Source organism: Microbulbifer sp. YPW1 (genome assembly GCF_013367775.1).
Classification (GTDB): Bacteria; Pseudomonadota; Gammaproteobacteria; order Pseudomonadales; family Cellvibrionaceae; genus Microbulbifer.
In genome coordinates, this window is record NZ_CP055157.1 from 4,520,719 (window position 1) to 4,542,780 (window position 22,062).

22 protein-coding genes are annotated in these 22,062 nt (G+C 59.3%); 13 read left to right on the forward strand and 9 right to left on the reverse strand.

Annotated elements, in window-relative coordinates; all coding sequences use genetic code 11:
- Window positions 1-6 precede the first annotated feature (6 nt).
- The 6 genes from HUW35_RS18450 (at window position 7) to HUW35_RS18475 (ending at window position 5,539) form a co-directional block, all read left to right on the forward strand.
- On the forward strand, window positions 7-327 hold the full coding sequence (locus HUW35_RS18450) for a DUF3301 domain-containing protein (RefSeq protein WP_181253658.1): 321 nt from the start codon (window positions 7-9) through the stop codon (window positions 325-327).
- A gap of 34 nt (window positions 328-361) precedes the next feature.
- Window positions 362-574 carry a DUF1653 domain-containing protein gene (locus HUW35_RS18455; RefSeq protein WP_078084587.1) on the forward strand — a complete coding sequence of 71 codons (213 nt, stop codon included), beginning with the start codon at window positions 362-364 and terminating at the stop codon, window positions 572-574.
- A gap of 69 nt (window positions 575-643) precedes the next feature.
- Complete coding sequence (locus tag HUW35_RS18460; protein ID WP_181253659.1) at window positions 644-1,711, forward strand: trans-acting enoyl reductase family protein; 1,068 nt, start codon at window positions 644-646, stop codon at window positions 1,709-1,711.
- A 112-nt stretch (window positions 1,712-1,823) separates the two neighbouring features.
- Window positions 1,824-2,351 carry a phosphatase PAP2 family protein gene (locus HUW35_RS18465; protein WP_181253660.1) on the forward strand — a complete coding sequence of 176 codons (528 nt, stop codon included), beginning with the start codon at window positions 1,824-1,826 and terminating at the stop codon, window positions 2,349-2,351.
- A gap of 110 nt (window positions 2,352-2,461) precedes the next feature.
- Window positions 2,462-3,583, forward strand: coding sequence for an MJ1255/VC2487 family glycosyltransferase (locus tag HUW35_RS18470; RefSeq protein WP_181253661.1), 1,122 nt, complete (start codon window positions 2,462-2,464; stop codon window positions 3,581-3,583).
- Window positions 3,584-3,727: 144 nt separating this feature from the next.
- Window positions 3,728-5,539 (forward strand): acyl-CoA dehydrogenase, encoded by a 1,812-nt coding sequence (locus tag HUW35_RS18475; RefSeq protein ID WP_181253662.1) that lies wholly within the window; start codon window positions 3,728-3,730, stop codon window positions 5,537-5,539.
- 41 nt (window positions 5,540-5,580) lie between these two features.
- Here HUW35_RS18475 and HUW35_RS18480 read toward each other — a convergent pair whose 3' ends face one another.
- The 8 genes from HUW35_RS18480 to HUW35_RS18515 form a co-directional block, all read right to left on the reverse strand.
- Window positions 5,581-6,396: a polysaccharide deacetylase family protein gene (locus tag HUW35_RS18480; protein WP_181253663.1), complete on the reverse strand. Its 816-nt coding sequence runs from the start codon at window positions 6,394-6,396 to the stop codon at window positions 5,581-5,583.
- Between the two features lie 77 nt (window positions 6,397-6,473).
- Window positions 6,474-7,868 carry an ATP-binding protein gene (locus HUW35_RS18485; RefSeq protein WP_181253664.1) on the reverse strand — a complete coding sequence of 465 codons (1,395 nt, stop codon included), beginning with the start codon at window positions 7,866-7,868 and terminating at the stop codon, window positions 6,474-6,476.
- A 49-nt stretch (window positions 7,869-7,917) separates the two neighbouring features.
- Window positions 7,918-8,595, reverse strand: a complete 678-nt coding sequence (locus HUW35_RS18490) for a response regulator transcription factor (RefSeq protein ID WP_181253665.1) — start codon at window positions 8,593-8,595, stop codon at window positions 7,918-7,920.
- A gap of 36 nt (window positions 8,596-8,631) precedes the next feature.
- Window positions 8,632-8,994 (reverse strand): PepSY domain-containing protein, encoded by a 363-nt coding sequence (locus HUW35_RS18495; RefSeq protein ID WP_181253666.1) that lies wholly within the window; start codon window positions 8,992-8,994, stop codon window positions 8,632-8,634.
- A gap of 41 nt (window positions 8,995-9,035) precedes the next feature.
- Entirely contained in the window at window positions 9,036-9,620 is a 585-nt protein-coding gene (locus HUW35_RS18500; RefSeq protein ID WP_181253667.1) for a glycine zipper 2TM domain-containing protein, read from the reverse strand.
- 166 nt (window positions 9,621-9,786) lie between these two features.
- Window positions 9,787-11,145: an L-cystine transporter gene (locus tag HUW35_RS18505; protein ID WP_181253668.1), complete on the reverse strand. Its 1,359-nt coding sequence runs from the start codon at window positions 11,143-11,145 to the stop codon at window positions 9,787-9,789.
- Between the two features lie 97 nt (window positions 11,146-11,242).
- Window positions 11,243-11,692 (reverse strand): TlpA disulfide reductase family protein, encoded by a 450-nt coding sequence (locus HUW35_RS18510; RefSeq protein WP_181253669.1) that lies wholly within the window; start codon window positions 11,690-11,692, stop codon window positions 11,243-11,245.
- Window positions 11,693-11,723: 31 nt separating this feature from the next.
- Window positions 11,724-13,103 (reverse strand): YihY family inner membrane protein, encoded by a 1,380-nt coding sequence (locus HUW35_RS18515; RefSeq protein WP_181253670.1) that lies wholly within the window; start codon window positions 13,101-13,103, stop codon window positions 11,724-11,726.
- A 183-nt stretch (window positions 13,104-13,286) separates the two neighbouring features.
- On the opposite strand from HUW35_RS18515, the gene arsC reads away from it, so the two are divergent.
- The 7 genes from arsC to HUW35_RS18550 all read left to right on the forward strand — a co-directional run bounded on the left by arsC (window position 13,287) and on the right by HUW35_RS18550 (window position 20,806).
- On the forward strand, window positions 13,287-13,631 hold the full coding sequence (gene arsC, locus HUW35_RS18520) for an arsenate reductase (glutaredoxin) (protein WP_181253671.1): 345 nt from the start codon (window positions 13,287-13,289) through the stop codon (window positions 13,629-13,631).
- Complete coding sequence (wrbA, locus tag HUW35_RS18525) at window positions 13,631-14,263, forward strand: NAD(P)H:quinone oxidoreductase (protein ID WP_181253672.1); 633 nt, start codon at window positions 13,631-13,633, stop codon at window positions 14,261-14,263. The genes arsC and wrbA overlap by 1 nt, the downstream gene beginning before the upstream one ends.
- Window positions 14,256-14,639, forward strand: a complete 384-nt coding sequence (locus HUW35_RS18530; protein ID WP_181253673.1) for a DUF2069 domain-containing protein — start codon at window positions 14,256-14,258, stop codon at window positions 14,637-14,639. Before wrbA ends, HUW35_RS18530 begins: the two co-directional genes overlap by 8 nt.
- Window positions 14,640-14,672: 33 nt before the next feature.
- On the forward strand, window positions 14,673-16,541 hold the full coding sequence (sppA, locus tag HUW35_RS18535; protein ID WP_181253674.1) for a signal peptide peptidase SppA: 1,869 nt from the start codon (window positions 14,673-14,675) through the stop codon (window positions 16,539-16,541).
- A 325-nt stretch (window positions 16,542-16,866) separates the two neighbouring features.
- On the forward strand, window positions 16,867-17,742 hold the full coding sequence (locus tag HUW35_RS18540) for a mannosyl-3-phosphoglycerate phosphatase (protein ID WP_181253675.1): 876 nt from the start codon (window positions 16,867-16,869) through the stop codon (window positions 17,740-17,742).
- 27 nt (window positions 17,743-17,769) lie between these two features.
- Window positions 17,770-18,993 carry a glycosyl transferase gene (locus tag HUW35_RS18545; protein ID WP_078084604.1) on the forward strand — a complete coding sequence of 408 codons (1,224 nt, stop codon included), beginning with the start codon at window positions 17,770-17,772 and terminating at the stop codon, window positions 18,991-18,993.
- 58 nt (window positions 18,994-19,051) lie between these two features.
- The gene (locus HUW35_RS18550; protein ID WP_181253676.1) at window positions 19,052-20,806 is read left to right on the forward strand and encodes a sugar phosphorylase; all 1,755 of its coding nucleotides are present in this window, start codon (window positions 19,052-19,054) and stop codon (window positions 20,804-20,806) included.
- 61 nt (window positions 20,807-20,867) lie between these two features.
- Here HUW35_RS18550 and HUW35_RS18555 read toward each other — a convergent pair whose 3' ends face one another.
- On the reverse strand, window positions 20,868-22,061 hold the full coding sequence (locus HUW35_RS18555; protein WP_181253677.1) for an MFS transporter: 1,194 nt from the start codon (window positions 22,059-22,061) through the stop codon (window positions 20,868-20,870).
- Between the last annotated feature and the right edge of the window lies 1 nt (window position 22,062).

The window sequence follows — 22,062 nt, forward strand, 5'->3', positions numbered from 1 at the left end:
GTACCTATGTATTACTCACTCGGCGACCTCGTGTGGCTATTCCTGATCGGCCTGGCGGCCTGGTACTTCTGGGCCGGCATGGCGGCAAAGGATCGCGTGCGCCGCATCGTCAAGAGCCACTGTGCGGACACCGGTGTACAACTGCTGGACGATACGGTGATGCTCGCCCGCACCCGCCTGAAGCGGGATCGCAGCGGCCAGGTGCGCCTGCAGCGACAGTACGAATTTGAATTCACCTCTACCGGGGAGCGCCGCTATGGCGGAGTCGCGGTGCTGCACGGCCAGCGCGTGAGCCAGATCCAGCTGTCTCCGTTCCACATGAGCTGACGCCCCGCAACCCGATACAGACGAAGACACCAATATGCAGAAAGGCATCTATCGCCACTACAAGGGCAATCTCTACCATTTGATGGAAATCGCCACCCACAGTGAAACCGGGGAACAACTGGCCATCTACCGGGCTCTGTATGATGAATTCGGCGTGTGGGCACGCCCCCTGGCGATGTTTTCAGAAACCGTGGAGAAAGACGGCCAGACGATACCGCGCTTTGCGCTGGAAAAAGCCCTGGACTGACCCGGCCCCACACCACTTCCAAAACCAGAAAAACAAGGTCCACAAGACCGGACACAATAAGGATAATCGGTGAACAACAAGCAGATCCTGATTTACGGTGCCTACGGCTATACCGGCGAGCTGATCGCACGCCAAGCGGTGGCCCAGGGCCTGAAACCCATTCTCTCCGGCCGCAGCGCGGCGAAGCTGCAGCCTTTGGCCAACGAGCTGGACCTGCCCGCCATTGCCGTCAGTCTCGACGACGAAGAAACCCTGGTGCGTACCCTGCGCGATGTATCCGTAGTCATCCACTGTGCCGGCCCCTTCTCCGCCACCGCAGAGCCGATGATGCGTGCCTGTATCGCCAGTGGCACCCACTACCAGGACATTACTGGCGAAATGGCCGTATACCAGCAGGCCCACGCCCTCGAAGCCGAGGCCAAGGCCGCGGGTATCGTACTTTGCCCCGGCACCGGCTTTGATGTGATTCCCACCGATTGTCTGGCGTCAGCCCTGCACAAGGCCATGACCAGCGCGACGCACCTCACCCTCGGATTTGATTCAGATTCCGGCCTGAGTCCCGGCACGGCCAAGACCTCCATCGAGAGCCTGGGTGTGGGCGGCGCGGTGCGCCGCAATGGCAAGATCGAGGTGATTCCCCACGCCGCGCTGACTCGCAAGATCAACTTTGGCCGCGGCGAGAAGTTCGCGGTGGCAATCCCCTGGGGCGATGTGGCAACCGCCTACTACACCACCGAGATCCCCAATATCGAGGTATACATCCCGATGAGCCCGCGCCGGGCGAAAAAGATGGGCCACCTGAACAAATTCCGCTGGCTGCTGCGTATGAACTGGGTACAGAACTGGCTCAAGGGCAAGGTCGACAAGAAAGTGCGCGGTCCCTCGGAGAACAAGCGCGCAGAGCAACAGACCTGGGTATGGGGCGAAGTGCGCAACGATCGCCGCGGCGAGCGCCGGGTGGGCCGTGTGGTTACCGCCAATGGTTACGATGTGACCGTGCACGGCTCTATTGCCGTGGCGCAACACCTGCTGGGCTATATGGGGCTGGGCGGCTACTACACCCCGTCTAAACTTTGCGGCCAGGAGCTGGTGGAAAAACTGCCCGGATCCGGCGCGATCAAGATCGGCATCGACTGAACACGCTTTGCAGGAGCCTGCCCTACAGGCTCCCGCACCCTAGCGGGCAGGTTTCACGGACCTGACACAATTCGTTCAAGCCAGCGCAACAAATGCTTCGTACTTTTACCTTATGCGAAGCTTACCTATCACTCTGAAAACGGTAGATGTCTCCCTGGTCCTGCGTATGGCCGAACGGGCGACACGGCCGGCCTCCCGCAGGAACTACCTGCTGCTCTCCCGCTCTGCCGACGGCTGGCTGTATCTGTTTTCCCCCCTGCTGATCGCGCTGGTGGATACCGACGCTGCACTGCGATTCTTTTACGCATGCGCCGCGGCCTACGCCATTGAACGCTCACTCTACTGGACCATCAAGAACACCACCCGACGCAACCGCCCGCCGGAAGCCATTCCCGGGCTGCGCTCGATCATCATCGCCAATGATCGATTCAGCCTGCCTTCCGGCCACACCTCCGGCGCCTTTCTGTTTGTCACCGTGCTGAGCCAGTGCCTAAACCCCCTGTGGGCCCTGGGTTACTTCTGGGCCGCCGGTGTGGGCATGTCGCGGGTGGGGCTCGGTGTGCACTTCCCCACCGATGTATGCGCGGGCGCGCTCCTCGGAACCTGTGTGGGCTTTGCGGTCAGCGGTTTCCTTATGTGAATGCGATCTGAAGGTGATGTAACGGCGATCTAACGCCGACATCTCGCTGCGCGAACAGCCCCCCCCCCAACCCACATGCAAAAACCTGTCTGCTCAATCGGAGAAAAACTTTGAAAATACTCTACGGCGTTCAGGGTACCGGTAACGGGCACCTGTCCCGCGCCCGGGCCATGGCAGAGGCGTTTCGCCAGTTCCCCGACCTGGAAGTCCAGTGGCTATTCAGCGGCCGCCCCCCGGAAAAATTCTTCGCCATGGAAGCCTTCGGCAATTACTGGTGGCGCGAGGGGCTCACCTTTGTGCACAAAGAAGGCAAGATCGACCAGTTTGCCACCGGCCGCCAGCTCAACCTGAGCCGCCTGCTGAAAGACATACGCGAATTACCGGTGCAGGATTTCGATCTGGTGATCAGCGACTTCGAACCGGTCACTGCCTGGGCGGCGAAGAAACGCAAGCACCCGAGCCTAGGCCTCGGTCACCAGTACGCATTCAGCTTCTCCATTCCCACGCCTTCCTTCGGCTGGGCCGCGCGCGCGATCATGAAAATGTTCGCACCGGTACAGGTAAGCCTGGGGATGCACTGGCACCACTTCGGCCATCCGATCCTGCCGCCGATTGCCCACGCGCACGAGGAGCCCGCGCCCGCGCAGCAGGAGCACGTGCTGGTCTACCTGCCGTTCGAGCACGCGCAACCGCTGTTGCAACAGCTGGCGCAGGTACCGCAGCGGTTTATCGTGTACGGACTGCCCACCGACCTGCCAAAAGCGGAAAATATCACGCTCAAAGCCCCGTCCGTGGACGGCTTCCGCCACGACGTGGCCACCGCCAGAGCCGTGATCTGCAACAGCGGCTTCGAGCTGATCGCCGAGACCCTGACCCTAGGCAAGCCGATACTGACGCGTCCACTCAAGGGACAGTTTGAACAGGAAGCCAACGCCCTGGCGCTGGAAGAATTACAGCTCGCCACTGTGGTGCCCCAGTTCGATGCCGCGGCAATCGGTCACTGGCTGGAGAAACACCCTGTGGGCGTGCGGATCTGCTGGCCGGACGTGGCCGGCGCGATTGTCTACTGGGTGGCCAATGGGCGCCGCAACAGCCCTCAGGAGCTTACCGAAAGCTTGTGGGAGGCCGTCATTCCCGGCAACGCGGCCACGGCTTCTTCGGGGTCGCAAAGCCCCCGGACCACGGGGCGAACGGAGGCCATACGGGATATCAAGGGTAGCGAAAGCACGTGAACCGGCGCCATGGATTAGTCCCAGATAGCCCTGCCACCAACAGATGCCAGTAGCCATTACCTGCAATGTCATTGCCCGTTTTTACACCACTCCATAATCTGGCCTGAGCGACAGTAATTGATGATTGCGAAGGATGTAGTGAAGATGAGCGAGCAACTGCTGAACGACCGGGATATCGAATTCCTGCTGTACGAATTTCTCGATACCGAAGCGCTGCTGCAACGCCCGCGCTACAGTGAGCACTCCCGGGAGGTGTTCAACGCGACCCTGGAAACCGCGCAGACCATCGCCAGGAAGTATTTCGCCGATCACTACACCAAGGGCGACGCTAACGAACCCACGTTTGATGGCGAAAAGGTCACCCTGATCGAAGAGACCCGCAGGGCATGGGACGCCTTTGCCGAAGCCGGATTTCTCGCCGCCCACTATGATTTCGACGAGGGCGGCATGCAGTTGCCGGAAGTGATCCTGCGCACGGCAATGGCCCATATCAACGCGGCAAATGTCGGCACCGCGGCCTACCCGTTCCTTACCCTGGGCGCCGCCAATCTGGTGCGCAGCTTCGCCAGTGAACAATTGCGGGACACCTACCTGCCACCGATGATGGATGGCCGCTACGCCGGCACCATGGCGCTGACCGAGCCGGACCAGGGCTCGGCGCTCGGAGACATCTGCACTACCGCCACCCCCTCCGACGACGGCAGTTACCGGCTGCGCGGCCAGAAGATGTTTATTTCCGGTGGCGACCAGTCGATCACCGATAACATCGTGCATATGGTTCTGGCGCGCATCAAGGATGCTCCGCCCGGAGTAAAAGGTATCTCACTGTTCCTGGTGCCCAAGCTCATACCCGGCGCAGACGGCCAGCCGGATACCCGCAACGATGTAAAACTCGCCGGCCTGCTGCATAAGATGGGCTACCGCAACACCACTTCCACAGTATTGAATTTCGGCGAAGCATCGGATGGCGCGGTGGGCTATCTGGTGGGAGAACCCCACCGCGGATTGCACTACATGTTCCAGATGATGAACGAAGCCCGTATCGGCGTCGGCAGCGGTGCGGCAGTACTGGGTTACCGCGGTTACCTGCACGCCCTGCAATACGCCAGGGAACGTCCCCAGGGACGTATGCCGTCCAACCGCGATCCGCAGTCCAGGCAGGTTCCGATCATCCAGCACGCCGACGTGCGGCGCATGCTGCTGATGCAGAAAAGTTATGTGGAGGGTGGCCTGGCACTGTGTTTCTACGCTTCTTCCCTGGTGGAGGATGCCCACAGCGCCACAACGCCTGTAGAGCGGGAAAGGGCCGCGGAGCTGCTCGATCTGCTTACTCCCATTGTAAAGTCCTGGCCATCCAAATATTGCCTCAAGGCCAACGATCTCGCGATCCAGGTACTGGGTGGATCCGGCTATATTCGCGAGTATCCGCTGGAACAGCTTTACCGCGACAACCGCCTCAACCCCATCCACGAGGGCACTGAGGGTATCCAGGCGATGGACCTGCTCGGACGAAAAGTGCCGGCAAAAGGAATGGCGGGATACCAGATCCTTACCCAGGAAATTCACAATACCCTGTCCGCCTGTGCGGGAGACAAGGCACTGCAATCACTGGTGGATGGGCTGAATTCGGGACTGAATCAGCTGAATGGCATTTCCGAAAACCTGTTACTGCAGATGTCTGCAGACCCCGACCGGGGTCTGGCCAATGCCACGCTGTACCTGGATGTTTTCGGGCGCGTGGTGGTGAGCTGGATCTGGCTGAGACAGGCCGCCATCGCCTCGGCAAAGCTCGCAGAAGGCTCTGCACTCAGTGCCGAGGATGAGAGTTTTTACCGGGGTAAACTGCAGGCGGCGCGTTTTTATATCGAGTGGGAATTGCCGGAGATCACCCCGCAAATCGCACTGCTGGAGTCGGCCAATTCAGTGCCTTTCGACATGCAACAGGAGTGGTTCTGATTACCCGCCGCGGTCAATCAGCCCCCACTCCATTCACAACGTTAGAGGTTGTGGCGTGCCTGCTCCCGCTTCAGGTGCGCCACAGCCTCGCGCATGGTAGTGACCCAGTAGCGGTCCGGGTGCGCGGCCAGGTGATCCAGTAACTGCTGGTGCGCTTCGGAAGTGACCTCAATGTAGTCTCCGCCCACCCCGTGAAACATAAAGCCCACCAGGCTGTTGTTATCGCGCGCCGCTTCTGCCACCGCAATGAGCTCTTCCGCACTCTTGTCCGCCCCGTCAAAAGAAGCCAGACGATACAGATCTTTGTTGTCCCGATGGTGCTGGCCGTCATCGGAAAAAAGGCGCGCGCCGCTCACCAGCTTTTTCAGGGCCGGAACCACATTCTCACCGCCGGCGAGCATGTCACCACAGGGATAGGCAAAGGTGCGCTGCTTTTTGCCGTCGATCGCCTTCAGCATATTGTTGGTGGCCTGCACTTCCTCGGCAAACTGTTCCAGGGAGTAATTGTCCAGATCCTGCCAGGGCTTTACCCAGCTGCGGTTGGAGAGGGATTTGCGACAGGGATGGTACAGCATGTGGTTGCCCAGCTCGTGACCGCGCTCGGCCGCGCGCCGCCACTCATGCATACGCAAGCGGATGGAGGGGCGCGCCCCACTGATGTAGAAAGTACCGGGCAGGTTGAGCTGGTTTAACTGCGGGATGGCGACATCGAGATGGGAATCCAGGGCATCGTCATAGGTGAGCACCACTGCCACTTCTGCGCCCCCGGGCCATGGGGAGTTTTGCTCTGCGCCAGCGGCTATTGACCACAGGGCAAGCGTGGCAGCGAGTAGTTTCCCGAAGAGTGGTGTTTGCATCTAAATTCCCTTTTTTAAATTCCCTTTTATAAATTCCGTTACAAGGCCCTGGAGCACCCCGTCCAGGCCGCGCCCTGTCAGAGGCTGATCCGCAGGCTCAGGCCGCCGAGATCCGCATCGCCACGCTCCTCTGGGGGCACCGTGGCAATCTTACCGTGATAACTCTCCACAATATCCACCACCACCGCAAGTCCGATCCCCTGCCCCTGTTGCTGCTGGTCCGCGCGCACCCCGCGCTGCACCACTTGCCGCCACTGGGTTTCACTGAGTCCGGGCCCGTTATCGGATACCAGAATCTCGAGGCCGCGCTGGTCCGCGGTGTTCTCAATCTTGACCAGCAGGCGGCCACCGCCGTACTTGTAGCCGTTGTCCAACAGGTTGCCGAGCATCTCCATAAGATCCCCCTCATCCCCGTAAAACAGTACCGAATCATCGCACAGCAGCTCCGCATCCACAGACTTGCCGCGGTAGACCTTATCCAGGGCCGAGAGAATCTTTTCCGCCAGTGGCTGCACCTTTACCCCGCGTAAAATCGACTTGGGTGAAGTCGCTACCGCGCGTTTCAACTGATAGCTAATAATACTGTCCATGCGCTGGACCTGCTCGGCCAGCGCAGCCTGGGCACTCTGTGGATCGGTTTTGGTGTCGAGCCCTTTCAATACCGCCAGCGGCGTCTTCAGGCTGTGGGCCAGGTCGCCGAGGGTATGCCGGGTTTTCTCCCGCTGGCGGCGCTCGTTTTCGATCAGCAAGTTGAGGTTGTCGGTGAGCGGTACCAGCTCGCGGGGAAAGCGCCCCTGCAGGGTATCGCTACCGCCCTGCTGCATTTCCTTCAGTGCCCGCGCCACCTCGCGCAACGGCGCCAGGCCCCAGCGCAATACCAGTAGCTGGACCGCGATCAGTGCCAGCGCGCCGATTCCCAGCCAGCGCCACAATGTGCCACTGAACTGGTTCACCTGGGCGTAGAGCGGCGCCGCGTCCTCGAGAATCACAAACGTAAACTGAAGTTCATTTTCCAGCCCCCAGGCAATGCCCTGGCGGAAACTGGTGTACGGCGTATCCAGGTCCGGCAGCTGGACTTCGGCAAATACCTGCTGCCCCTGACGCAGGGGCAACGGCAGTGGCAGTGCAGAAAAATTAGGCAGGCTGAGGGCCGACTGGGAACGCCAGATTACCCGCCCCCGGGCATCCATCACCGCGCCGATCAGACCGGAGTCCGGCTGGTTGAACCGCTGCTCCGGCAGGTTTAGCGGCAGATGCAGGGTGTCTCCATCCGGTTCCGCCACTGCCAGCAGGGTGTAAATATGCAGCTGCAATTCACGCGCTTTGGCTTCATCCAGCGAGGTCCGGTAGGCGCGCTCCAGCACGCCGGACAGCACCGCCAGAAACACCAGCAAAACCAGGGTCGCCACCAGGGAGAGGCGGCCGGAAAGGGAGTGCCACCAGCGCGAAAGGGATATGCGCGCACGCGGCATTGACGAGAAACGCCGCGAAAGCGACTGGAGCCCGCGCGCTAGCATGGAGTCAGCCCGCTTCAGCGGTGAATCGATAGCCGCGGCCGCGCAGGGTTTCGATGGGTTTTACACCGCCCGCCGCGTCCAGTTTTTTTCGCAAGCGGCCGATAAACACTTCGATCACATTGCTGTCGCGATCGCAGTCCTGCTCGTAGATATGCTCGGTAAGGGTGGTTTTCGACACCACTTCGTCCGGGTGCAGCATCAGGTATTCCAGCACCTTGTACTCAAACGAAGTGAGTTCCAGCTCACTGCCGGAGACTTTCACACGCTGGGCACTGGTATCCAGCTCGATGGGGCCGGCGTTAATGGTGGGGGAAGAAAAACCGGCAGAGCGGCGCACCAGCGCGTTCAGACGCGCCAGTAATTCTTCGGTATGGAAAGGCTTGGTCAGATAGTCGTCACCCCCGGCCTCGAGTCCACGCACCCGCTCCTGCCAGTGGCCGCGGGCGGTAAGAATCAGGATCGGGAAATGCCGCCCTTCCTTGCGCAGGGTTTCGATTACCTGGATGCCGTCGATCTTGGGCAAGCCGAGATCCATTACGGCCACGTCGTAGGGATACTCGCGGCCCAGATAGAGGGCCTCTTCCCCGTCCGGGGCATCATCCACCGTGTAGCCTGCACTGCGCAGGGATGAAGCCAGTTGTTCTCGCAGGGCGTACTCGTCTTCCACCAACAGTGCGCGCATAAAATATCCTCTGCCTGTTATCTACCGGTGCGGCTTTCAGCGGGAAATACGCCCGCTCGCTTTGTCCACATACACCACATAGACCTGACTCTTGTCAGAAAGTCCCTTCACCCGGTACATGCTGCGACCATTGCGCTGCACTTCACTGATCGCCAGGATCTTGCCGCCGTAGCGCTTCTTCACAATGGCCGCCGCCTGGTCCCGGGAAATACTGCGCTTTTGCACTCGCACGGTGGCCAGTGGCTGCACATTGAGATAGTGCAATCCGCGCTGTTTCGGCTCCGCAATTGCAGCCCGCAAATCCTTCTGCTGCCCGGCATGGAGCGGAGAGGCAATCAGCGCGACCAACAGGCCGGTCACCAGTACCATCACAGCTTTTGGGGTAGCGGGAAATTTCACAATGCAGCTCCTGTTATTCTGAAAACACCGATCGGACTCCATCAAAGGACCGGCGTGACGTCTACGCGTACCCGGATTCTATCTCCAGGATGCCGGTCAGTGCGAATTAGATATTCCTGACCGTTATAGCGGTAGTTTACGTCATATCCTACCAATTCCCGACGGGTGCTGAATTCTTCGACAACCTGGCAGCGCTGCTGGGTACCGTACTGCACCGGTGCATTGTGGCGACTGACGGCGCTGCCGATCATTGCGCCCACTGCGGCGCCCGCCAGCGTGCCGGCCCCTTTGTTGCCGCGATGGTAATGACGGTGGTGACCGCGACCGTGGCGATAACCGCGTGCGGCGTCACGCCCGACGGCGGCACCGATCAGGCCGCCAATGATGGCGCCCGCAGGGGATGGTTGCTGGTAGGTCACGGTCTGGTCCCAGCACTGAGTGCGCGGCTCGACCACCTGAATATCGTTGTAGATGGGGGTCACGCCGGTGACGATGGCGTAATCGTAGCCGTCCTGGCCCTCGTAGTAACCGCTCTCACCGGCATTGCTGTAGGCACTGACACCCACCAGGCTCGCGGTCAGGCCGACAAAGGCCAGTTGCTTGATAAGTCTTTGAATATTGATCATGTGCAGTGCTCCCTGAGACCCGGGCGGCGATGCCCGCTGGCGGCCGCCGCCCCGTCCGGGGTACGGCAATCCGCGTCTGTTAAACGGCCTTTCCAGCCGATGGAAGCACTTTAATTCCGGCAGCCTGAATCTTTCCTGAATCCGGCGGAACTTTTTTGTAGAGCGCTCACGCCACCTCGGCGGATACGCTTTTCGGACCCAGCCAGCGCTGGGTGAGCGTCCCCGCAGTCATGGCACCATTCACATTGAGCGCGGTGCGCGCCATATCGATCAGAGGCTCCACGGAGATCAGCAGGGCTGCAATCTGTACCGGCAACCCCATGGTGGGCAACACCACCAGCGCGGCAAACGTCGCCCCGCCACCGACCCCGGCAATACCGAAAGAGCTGATCACAATCACTGCGATCAGCGAGGTCAGCCATACCGGATCAAAGATATTGATACCCATGGGAACCGCCACCATCACCGCGAGCATCGCCGGATAGATACCCGCGCAGCCGTTCTGGCCGATGGTGGCGCCAAAGGAGGCGGAAAAGTTGGCGATCGCCGGGGAATTTTTCAGCTCGTCGATCTGGGTTTCCACATTCAGCGGAATAGTGGCGGCACTGGAGCGGGAACTGAATGCGAACACCAGCACCGGCCAGACCTTGGCAAAATAGTGTAACGGGCTGATACCGTTCACCAGCAACAGTGTCCCGTGCACGATAAACATCAGGGCGATGGCGACAAATGAGGCAATCACGAAGTTGAACAGATTAAAGATATCCGCCCAGCTGGATTTCGCGATCAGTGCAGTGACCAGCGCCATCACCCCGTAGGGGGTGAACGCCATGATCAGGCGGACAAGCTTCATAACCCAGGCTTGGGCCACGGACACGAAATGCTCGATGGCCGCCCCCTGCTCCGGGTTTTCCCGCCGCACACCCAGTGCAGCGAGGCCGAGCAATACCGCAAACACCACCACCGCAATCACCGAAGTGTCGCGCGCACCGGCAAGGTCGGCAAAGATATTACGCGGGATAAAAGAGGTAAGGATCTCCGGGATACTCAGGTCGCTGACACGGCCGATACGCTCGTTCAGCACCTCGACACGCGCCGCCTCCCGCGCACCTTCCACCAGCCCCTCAGCGGATAGCCCGAACAGCCAGGCGATCACCACACCGATGAATGCAGAAATAGCCGTGGTACCCAGCAACACCGCCAGTACCGAGCCACTGATCTTGCCCAGAGAACGAGTGTCACTGACTTTGACCACCGCACTGAGAATGGAGACCAGTACCAGCGGCATTACCAGCAGGTGCAGCAGGTTGACATAGCCATCGCCAATCAAGCCCACCCAGTCAAGCACCCACGGCGTGTCCACACCCCACCCCTGCAGCAGGTGCATAAAGCCACCAAACAGCACTCCCAGCAGCAGGCCGGCGAATACCGCCGGCGCCAGGGAATTGCGGCTGCGATGCCAGCGCGCCAGCGGCCAGATAAGGAAGAGGTAAAACGCGAGGAGAAGAAACGCACTAAACTGCACGGAATTTGAGTCCCAATTTACAAACTTTACGGTTAGAAAATTGACCGCATCCTAACAGCTGGCGCAGTTTCCCCTTAAAGACACTTTAGTTATAGCCCTAGAAGTTTGCGCCCTGGTCCACGCCGGAAATCGCCTCGGCAATGGATTCGGCAGTCTGCGGGCCCACCAGTGTGCGACGCCACTGCCCGTCGCGACCAATAATCAGGGTAGACGGTAAAACCTGTGGCATGGGCTGCCCCCAGCGCCCCTGGGGGGCCGCCGCGAGCAACGGGAACTGGATACCGAACTTGTCCGCCTGCTGGCGCACCTGCTCTGCCGGTAACTGATCAAAGTTGATACCGAGCACCAGCACCTGTTCGCCATGCTCCCGGTAAAACGCGTTCAACTCGGGAATTTCCTCGCGACAGGGCGCACACCACTCTGCCCAATAATTCACCAGCAGGATCTTGCCCTCGCTGGCCAGGGGCTCGCCACTGAGTGCCTGCATGCCACCGGGGGGCTTGCCGCAACCGGCGATCAGCAACACCCCCAGTAACGCTACCCGCACCTTTGAAAAAAGCGCGGCATATAGGCGGGCCTCAGGACTTGGCTGTTTTAGTCGTCGACTTGCCATTGCGGGCATTGCGGCTGCTCCCTTTATTATTGGTTTTCTTGCTGTCCTTCTGTTCCGCCGCCCCACTGCTTTCCGGCAGCGACAGCGCAGGCTCCGCATCCGTGGTATCTACGGATTTCTCCCGCATCTCTGTAGCCATGGATTCCCGGAACAGATCCCCCAGGCTCTGGGAGAACTGCTTGCGGGAATATTCCCGCGCTTCGCGGAAACGCGCATCCACCTGCCGGTACCAGGGCCGCTGCTGCAGTTCGCGATGGGCATTTTCCGGCAGCGGCGTGGGATGCAGCCAGTCCGCCAGTTGTTGCAGGGTGATGGAATCCAGGTCGCGCACCAGCACGTAGTCGTTGCGGTCGGTTTGGGAAATCACCCGGTTGGACTGCAACACCTCGCGAATCTGTCGCCATTGTGAAGGCCGGATACCCGCGCGGGAAATATCCTGCTCGCATACCGGCATCCCCTTCTGATAATTGCTGAAGAACTTCCACAGCAACGACAGGGTGGCCACCAGATCGGAATAGTTTCGCCCCTGGGCCGCAGCATGATAGGCAGACAGTGTCCGTACCAGCACGCAGCCTGCCAGCACGATCATCCACATCAGGTAAATCCAGATCAGAAACAGCGGCACAAATGCAAAGGCACCGTAAATCGCCTGCACCGAACTGCGCGCGACGATGGCACCAAACAGGTACTTGGCCGCTTCAAACGCAAAGGCGGTAATCACACCGCCGGCGAGACCGTGGCGCAGGGGAACACGACAGTTGGGCACGGCGACAAACAGCAGGGTAAAGGCAATTGCGGTAAACACCCACGGCAGAATCCGCAATACCACAGGCAACAGCCCCAGGCTGTCATTTTGCGCGAGGACTTTCTGTGAAAACAGATAAGTGGTAGCGGCCATGCCGGCCCCGAGCAGGATCGGCCCCAGACTCAGAATTGCCCAGTACAGAAGAAAACTGGAAACCCCGCGACGCCCCTTGGGAATATCCCAGATGGCATTGAAAGTGGCCTCGATGTTTTTCAACATGAATCCGGCGGTCAACAGCAGCAGGCCGATGCCCGCACCGGTGAGGCGCTGGGCTTGGGAAGAAAAACTGCTGATGTACTCCTGCACATCGCGCCCGCTCTCCGGTACGAAGTGGGAGAAAATCTGCTGCTGAATCTTGCTTTCGAGACCGGCAAAATCCGGAAACAACGACAGCATGGCGTAGCTGACAGTTACCAGGGGAACAATCGCAAACAGCGTCATGTAGGTGAGCGCCGCCGCATTCTGTCGGCAGTTTTTCTCGTTGAATACCGTCCACAGGGAAGTAAAAAAGCGACGCCAGCGATGCACCATTTCAGTCATGGGTCTTCTCAGTTTGTTATATAGCCACGACTGCCGGAACCGCGTGCGGGCTCCGTGCAGAAAACCGTGTATTCTGTCTGTAAAGTACGCCATACCTCAGCGTAGTCGACGAATGCGGCGGGTTCATGGACGCCCCACCACCACCTGTTAGAATACGCCAAACCTTAACAGGATACCCCTTCAATGTGGACGATCTATCACAACCCGCGCTGTTCAAAATCCCGCCAGACCCTGCAATTGCTGCAGGACAACAATATCGAGCCGGAGGTGGTGCTGTACCTGGAAACACCGCCGGATGCCGCCGCACTCAAAAGCCTGCTGGGTAAACTCGGCATCGGTGCACGCGACCTGCTGCGCAAGGGCGAAGACGCCTACAAGGCTCTGAACCTGAAAGATACAGCCCTGGCCGACGATGCCCTGATCGAGGCAATGGTGGCGCACCCCAAACTTATCGAGCGCCCGATCGTGGTCAAAGGCGACAAGGCCGTGCTCGGCCGCCCGCCAGAAAATGTGCTGGAGCTGATCTGATGGCCACAGCGCCCTACATTCTGATCCTCTATTACAGCCGCAGCGGCGCCACCGCCAAAATGGCAGCAGAGCTCGCCCGCGGCGTCGAGCAACAGGGAATGAGCGCACGCCTGCGTACCGTGCCGCCGGTCTCCCCGGATTCCGAAGCAAGCTTGCCGCAGGTGCCCGACAGTGGCGCCCCCTACTGCACAGCGGACGATCTGCGCCAGTGCGCCGGCCTGCTGCTCGGCAGCCCGACGCGCTTCGGCAATATGGCCGCCCCGCTGCGCTATTTTCTCGACCAGACCAGTGACATGTGGCTCGATGGCAGCCTCACCGGCAAGCCTGCAGCAGTATTCACTTCCACCGGCAGCCTGCACGGCGGACAGGAGAGCACCCTGATCTCGATGATGCTGCCCCTGCTGCATCACGGCATGGTCATCGCCGGTATCCCCTACTCTGAAGCGGCGCTGATGCACACCACCACCGGTGGCACCCCTTACGGTGCATCCCACTGGGCCGGGGGTAGCGACACCAGCGACCTGAGCGAAGACGAAACCATCCTGTGCCGCGCTCTCGGCCAGCGCATCGGCACCCTCGCCCAGCAGTTGCTGGTGAAACCCGGCCAGGAACAGGGAGATCATCATGGCTAAAAAAGCCAAGCCCATCGACCCGGTGCGCGTTGCTCGCAAGCTGGAGATTGCCCGCAAACTCAACTGGGTCTGCTACGGCGGCCTTCTGCTACTGTTCGCTGTATGGAACCTGTTTCTGGACGGCTCCATTAAGTGGTGGCTGCTACAGACGGTACCTCTGCTACTGGTGCTGCCGGGGTTACTCAAGCAGCGTCAACGCAGCTATTTATGGCTGTGTTTTATCCTGCTGCTGTACATCACCGCCGGAATCGTCGACGTAATGATGCCTGGACGCGGCTGGCAGCATGGCGTATTAACCGCCCTCAGCCTTATCCTGTTTGTATCTGCAATGATGACCAGCCGCTGGCAGGTGCAATTGCACAACGCAAACACTTAGAACTACAACAGACCGACACAAGGAGTTTCAGGTTTGACCGAAGCAACCCGTCACCGCGGCCCCATCCGCCGTTTTTTTGGTGCCATTGGCGGCGCCATCACCTGGCTGCGCCGGGTATTTACCAACCTGCTGTTCCTGTTGCTGTTACTGTTCATCGGCATGGCCATATTTGGCGGTGAAGAGCGCATCACCGTACCTCAGGGGGCTGCGCTGAAAGTCGCACCGGGTGGATACCTGGTGGACGAAGTGAGCCAGCCCAGTGGTGTACCCGCATTTTTTGGCGGCCCGGCTACGCCCCCGGAGACCCGGGTAAAAGACCTGGTCGACGCTATCGACCGCGCCGCCAACGACAACCGCATCGCCGCGCTGGTACTGGAACTGGATCAGCTTGGAGGCGCCAGTCTCAGCAAACTCGAAGAAGTGGGCGAGGCTGTACGCCGCTTCAAGTCCAGCGACAAGCCGGTCTACGCCATTGGCGACAACTTCACCCAGGGCCAGTACTTCCTCGCCAGCCACGCCGACAAGGTCTATATGAACCCCATGGGTTCACTGTTGCTGACCGGCTTTGGCAGTTATCGCAACTACTACAAAAGTGCCCTGGACAAGCTCAAAATCAATTTCCACGTGTTCCGGGTCGGCGATTACAAGGACTTTATTGAGCCTTACACCCGTGACGACATGAGTCCGGCATCGCGCGAAAACAATGCCCGCTGGCTGCACCAGCTGTGGAGCGAGTACACCGAACAGGTGACCGGGCTGCGCAACCTGCCGCCCAATGCGGTGGACAGCTATATCGCCGACCTGCCGCAAAATCTCCGCGCTGAAGGCGGCAGCTGGGCGGATGCAGCGCTCGCCAACAAGTTTGTCGACAAGCTGCTCACCCGTCGCGCCGCCGTAGCGGAGCTGCAGGAACTGGTCGGGGTCAACGAGGCCGACAAATCCCAGTACAAGGCAATCAATGCCATGGATTACCTGCGGCATATGAAACTGACCAACCTGCCGGATCCACGTCATCACAAGGAAAAAATCGGCCTGATCAGTGCCGCAGGCGCTATCGTCGACGGTGAGGCACCCGCCGGGCAGATCGGCAGTGCCACCCTGGGCAATCTGATCGCCGAGGCCCGCGAGAAAAACGTCAAGGCCCTGGTACTGCGCATCGACAGCCCCGGCGGCTCCGCCTTTGCCTCCGAGGGCATCCGCCAGGAGCTGCTCGCCACCCGTGAAGCGGGTATCCCGGTGGTCATTTCCATGGGCAGTGTCGCCGCTTCCGGTGGCTACTGGATCGCCGCCGGCGGCGACCGCATCTGGGCTTCCCCGTCCACCATCACCGGCTCCATCGGCGTGTTTGGTGCCTTCCCCACGTTTGAGGAATCCCTGGAGCACCTGGGCGTATACAACGACGGCGTGGGCACTACCGAGCTGGCCGGCACCATGCGCCTGGATCGCGCACTGCCCGAAGCTGCCGCGGACATCCTGCAGCAGGGAGTGGAGCATACTTACAACCAGTTCCTGCGGCTGGTCGCGGAAGCCCGCAACAGCACACCGCAGGAAATCCATAAAATTGCCCAGGGCCAGGTATGGACCGGACGCACTGCCCATAAACTGGGACTGGTGGATGAGCTTGGCAACCTGAAGGACGCCATTGCCGACGCGGCACAGATTGCCAGCCTGGAAGATTACGAAATCGTGGAGATTCAGCGCGAGCTGACCACCAGTGAAAAGCTGATGCGCGCACTGGCCGATAATGTAGACGCCAGAATTGCCGCCAGCGTCGAGCAGAACCTGCCGCTGGGAGCCTGGTTCAACAGCCTGCAACCCGCGCTGCAACCACTGGCAGAACTGAAGACCTTCCGCGATCCCCGCGCACTGTATGTGCGCTGCATGAGCTGCGTAGCGCCCTGAGCAACTCCCTGAACGCCCGCCCCGCCGGCATTACCGGTGAGGGCTGGCGCTGTTCTCACCTTCCCGGCACTACTTCGACACTGCCCCAACACCAGCCGCACCATTTTTCCGCACGCAAAACATGCCGGAGCACGACTCGCCCCAATTTGGCGCATTTTCTCCGCCGTCCCCAGGGGCACCGACCCAACATAATGAATTCTTCGCCAATCAATGGCCTGCAAGCACCGTCGTAGCTCACTTTTCGCCGACTGGCACTATTTTTGGATTGAGGTATCGGTAGTACACAAATGAATAATCGATAAATTTCCCACCAGCCCGGATTTCAATGACTGCCAAACAGCAAGCGCCGTACCCATCCACCGATATTCAATGGCTGATCGCCAGTGACCTGGATGGCACCCTGCTGGACCACTTCAGTTACTCCCACCAAGCGGCGGATGCCACCCTGGCCGGGCTCGAAGCCAGTGGGATCCCGGTCATTCTCAACAGCAGCAAGACCCGCGATGAGATGCTCGAACTGCGCCGGGCTCTGAACAACCAGCACCCGTTTATCGTGGAAAATGGCTCGGCGATTTTCATTCCCCGCGGTTACTTCCCCCACAAGCCGGAACGGGCCCGTGAAGAAGCGGGCTACTGGGTGTTAGAACCCGGTGCGCGCCGGGACTGTATCCTCGATTTCCTGAAACAGGATAGCGAGGCCCACGGCGCCCCCTATTTAAACTTCGCCGCCGCATCCAACGCGGATATTGTGGCTGCCACTGGGCTCTCCCACAGGGAGGCCGAAAAGGCCAATCAGCGCGGCTACTCTGAACCCCTGCTGTGGCAGGGAGATGCGCAGCAGAAACTGGCTTTTACCGCACGCGCCAATGCCTCCGGGTTTGCCACCCTACAAGGGGGCCGCTTCCTGCATGTACTGGGCCAGACGGACAAAGGCCTGGCCACCAAACTGCTGAAAAAAACCTATCAGCAGTACACCGATCGAGAATGCAAGTTAATCGCCAGTGGCGACGGTCCCAATGACCTCGACATGCTCAAGGTCGCAGATATCGCCGTCATTGTGCGCTCGCCCGCGCACCAGCCCCCCACCCTTTCCCACCCTTCACTGATCGTCACCCGTGAAACCGGGCCCCGGGGTTGGGCGGAGGCCATCGCAGAAATTTTCGCCCCGGACTCCGCGTCCCAGGAGCGGGCCCGCCCTTAATTCAGAACGCAAAATAGGAAGTGAACCGTGACCGACTTTTTCCAGAATGGCGACATCACGACCCTGCACAACCTCTCCAACCGCAGCCTGGAAGACATGGAGGCGGACCTGATCCGTTTCTCCAAGCATCGCCCCATGTCCCTGCTGCTGCCCTCGCTCTATTCGGAACTCGAAGGCGAGGCCCTGCCAAAGATTCTGAAAATCCTCTCCGAAGTGCCCTATCTGTCAGAAATCGTCATTGGCCTGGACCGCGCCGATGAATCCCAGTATCGCGACGCACTCAAACAGTTCAGTGTGTTGCCCCAGCATGTGCGGGTACTGTGGAACGATGGTCCGCGCCTGCGGGAACTGGACGCGCAGCTGCAGCGGGACGGGCTGGCGCCCAAGGATGCCGGCAAGGGCCGCAATGTATGGTATTGCCTGGGATACATACTGGCGTCGCGCCGGGGGGAAGCCATTGCACTGCACGACTGCGATATCGTCACCTACGACCGCGCCATGCTCGCGCGCCTGTTCTACCCCGTGGCCAACCCCAACTTCAACTACGAGTTCTGCAAGGGGTATTACTCCCGCGTGGCCAACGGCAAAATCAATGGCCGTGTGTGTCGACTGCTGGTCACCCCGTTGATCCGTACCCTGAAAAAAATCTACGGACATACGCCCTACCTGGAATATATGGACAGCTTCCGCTATTCCCTCGCCGGTGAATTTTCTTTTCGCCGCGACGTAATCAATGATCTGCGGATTCCCAGTGACTGGGGATTGGAGATCGGCGTACTTTCGGAAATGCACCGCAATTACTCAACCAACCGCTTGTGCCAGGTGGATATTGCCCACGCCTACGATCACAAGCACCAGGATGTTTCATTCGACGATGAACACGGCGGCCTGTCCAAAATGTCCATCGACATCGCCAAGTCGTTTTTCCGCAAGCTGGCCACCCAGGGCACCGTGTTCTCGTCAGAGACTTTCCGCAGTATCAAGGCCACCTATTTTCGTGTGGCCCTGGACTTTGTGGAAACCTATCGCAATGACGCCATCATTAATGGCCTGAATTTTGATATCCATAAGGAAGAGCAGACGGTGGAACTCTTCGCCAGCAACCTGGTGAAAGCCGGGCAGGCGTTTCTCGATAACCCGATGGAGACGCCATTCATTCCCAGCTGGAACCGGATTACCAGCGCCGAGCCGGGCTTCCTGAAGCAGCTGAAACAGGCGGTGGAGACGGACTACGAAGAGTACAACGTCTGATCCAGTCAATGACGACCCAACAGCCCAATAAAAAATACCTGTAAACCGGGGGGAAACCGTGAGCCATTCCAACTCTCATGTTCCGATCAAGGAGGTTCTCCACCAGAAGGTGGTGGACCACCTGACCTTCATCTATCCGAAGCTGGAGATCGAGCCCATTGCGCAAGATCTGATCCGCACCATGCGCCTGGATGAGGACTGCCAGAGCCCCCTGGCCCACAAGAACCTCTGGGACCAGACGGATATTGCCGTCATCACCTACGGCAACAGCATCATCAATGGCAACCAGCCCCCGCTTAAGACCCTGCACCATTTTCTGCATACGCACTTCCCGATGCTGATCAATACGGTGCATATTCTGCCGTTCTTCCCCTACACAAGTGACGACGGATTTGCGGTATCCGCTTACAAGCAAGTGGATCCTCCGCTCGGGGACTGGAACGATATTCTGCGTATCAGCACGGACTTTCACCTGATGGCGGACCTCGTCATCAACCACTGCTCGGCGCAGCACGACTGGTTCCTGAACTACCAGAAAGGAGAGGATCCCGGCAGTGACTTCTTCGTGGAGATGGACCCGAAAGAAGATCTCAGCAAAGTGGTTCGACCCAGGGTCACCCCACTTCTGCGGGCCACCACTACCCCCCGCGGTACCCGCCACGTGTGGTGCACATTCGGCCACGACCAGATCGACCTGAACTTCGCCAACCCCAAGGTGCTGGCCAAAATCGTCGACATTATCCGCCTGTACCTGGACATGGGCGTACGGGTGTTCCGGCTGGATGCGGTGGCGTTTATCTGGAAAGAACTGGGCACCAACTGCCTGAACCTGGCAGAAACCCATGAGATCGTACGTCTGCTACGCACGCTGATCGAACACGCCAACCCCAATGCGGTGATCATTACCGAAACCAATATTCCAAATCAGGAGAATCTTTCGTACTTCGGCAATGCCAACGAAGCCCACTGTATCTACAACTTCTCCCTGCCGCCCCTGCTGGTCAACACGCTGGTCACCGGCAACTGCCGGTACCTGAAAAACTGGCTGATGAGCATGCCGCCGGCACAAAACGGCACCACCTATTTCAACTTCATCGCTTCCCACGATGGTATTGGCTTGCGCCCGGTAGAGGGGCTACTCGAAGACAGTGAACAGGAAGCACTGATCCAGACCATGGAAAACTTTGGCGGCCAGATTTCCTGGCGCGCCCTGGATGACGGCAGTAACAAGCCCTACGAGATCAATATTTCGCTGATTGACGCCCTCAAAGGGACCACCGAGGGAGAAGACGAGTGGCAATTGCGACGCTTTATCTGCGCACATGCCATTATGCTGGCTCTGGAAGGTATTCCCGCGTTTTACCTGCACAGCTTAACGGGCACCACCAACGACTACGAGCGGATGAAAGAGCACGGGCACAACCGCGCCATCAATCGCCGCCAGTGGCAGGAACATGAGCTGAACGAAGTGCTGGCCGACCCGGAAAGTCACCACCACCATGTGTTCCATCAGCTGCGCAAACTGATCCAGCTGCGGAGGGACCAGCCGGCCTTCCACCCCAACGCCACGCAGTTCACACTGCACCTGGGGGATCAGGTATTTGCCTTCTGGCGCCAGAGCCTGGACCGCAGACAGAGCATTTTCTGCCTGAATAATATCTCCGATCAGCCCCAGACCATTTCGCTCAACGCCATCAATCTGATTGGCACCGATGAATGGAAGGACCTGATCAGCGATGTCACCTTCCACGATATGCTGGCCACGCTAACCCTGGACCCCTACCAGACACTGTGGATCAGCAACCGCTGGTAAACTGTGTGCGACGCCCCGGAGAGCATGGTTCTCCGGGGCTCAACTCAGTACTGTCGCGTTTTTACAGCGCGGCGGACGTCGCTCCCCGTCCCCAACGCACTTCATTTCCCGCCGCCGGTAGCGCCGGGATGTTCTGAGCCAGCAGCAGAGATCCCGCGGCCATGGCCGCACCGCACCAGAACACCGCTGCCGGCGAGGCCAACCACATCAAACCGAACATCACTGGAATCACCACCGCTGCGATATGGTTGATGGTAAAGCTTACTGCCGCAGACGAGGCGATATCCCGGTCATCCACTATTTTCTGGAAGTAGGTTTTGATCGCGATGGCCATGGAGAAAAACAGGTGATCGATAATGTATAACGCCGCGGCCGCGGTGGCCGTTTCCACGATCGCGTAACCGCCGAAGACAATAATCAGGCCAATATATTCGAGCGTCAGGGCCCGGCGCTCGCCGAAACGCACAATGAATCGACCGATCTTGGGCGCCAAGTACAGGTTGAGCAGGTGGTTGGCGATAAACAGCTGGGCAATCTCCGCCACGCTGTAGCCAAATTTCTCCACCATCAGGAATCCGGCAAACACCACAAATATCTGGCGGCGGGCACCGCTCATAAAAGTCAGCGCGTAATACAGCCAGTAGCGTTTGCGCAAAATAATCTTGCGGTGCTGCACATGGGGTTGTTCGAATGCAGGAAACATCAGCCAAAGCGCAGCAACAATCGCGACAGTGATCCCGCCACCCAGCAAATAAATCCAGGTGTAATCCAGCTGCAGCTTGTCCGAGGCAAACCACACCAGCCCGTAAGCCGCGAGAGACGCAAAAGAGCCCGCCGCCACAATGCGCCCGAGCCAGATGGCCGAGGTCTCTTTGGGCAACCACTGCAGGGCCAGTGACGTTTTCAGGGCCTCGTAATAATGGAAACCCACCGACATCAGCAGAGTGGTGCACAACAGGCCAACGGTGGAAGGAAAATAGCCGGTCAGCGCTACCCCCACCCCGGTCGCGATCAATGAGATAAAAGCCAGGCGCTGCTCGCGGACCAGAAACAGTACGAATACCACGGTAAACGCGAGGAATCCGGGTATCTCCCGCACACTCTGCAGCAGACCGATTTCCGCACCGGTAAATTGCGCACGCTCGATCACAAAATTGTTCAGCAGCGCCTGCCACACACCAAAGGAAAGCGGCATTGCCAGCGCCAGCAGCAATAACAGGATTTCCGGTCGACGCCAGTTGAGTTGGGAAAGCATG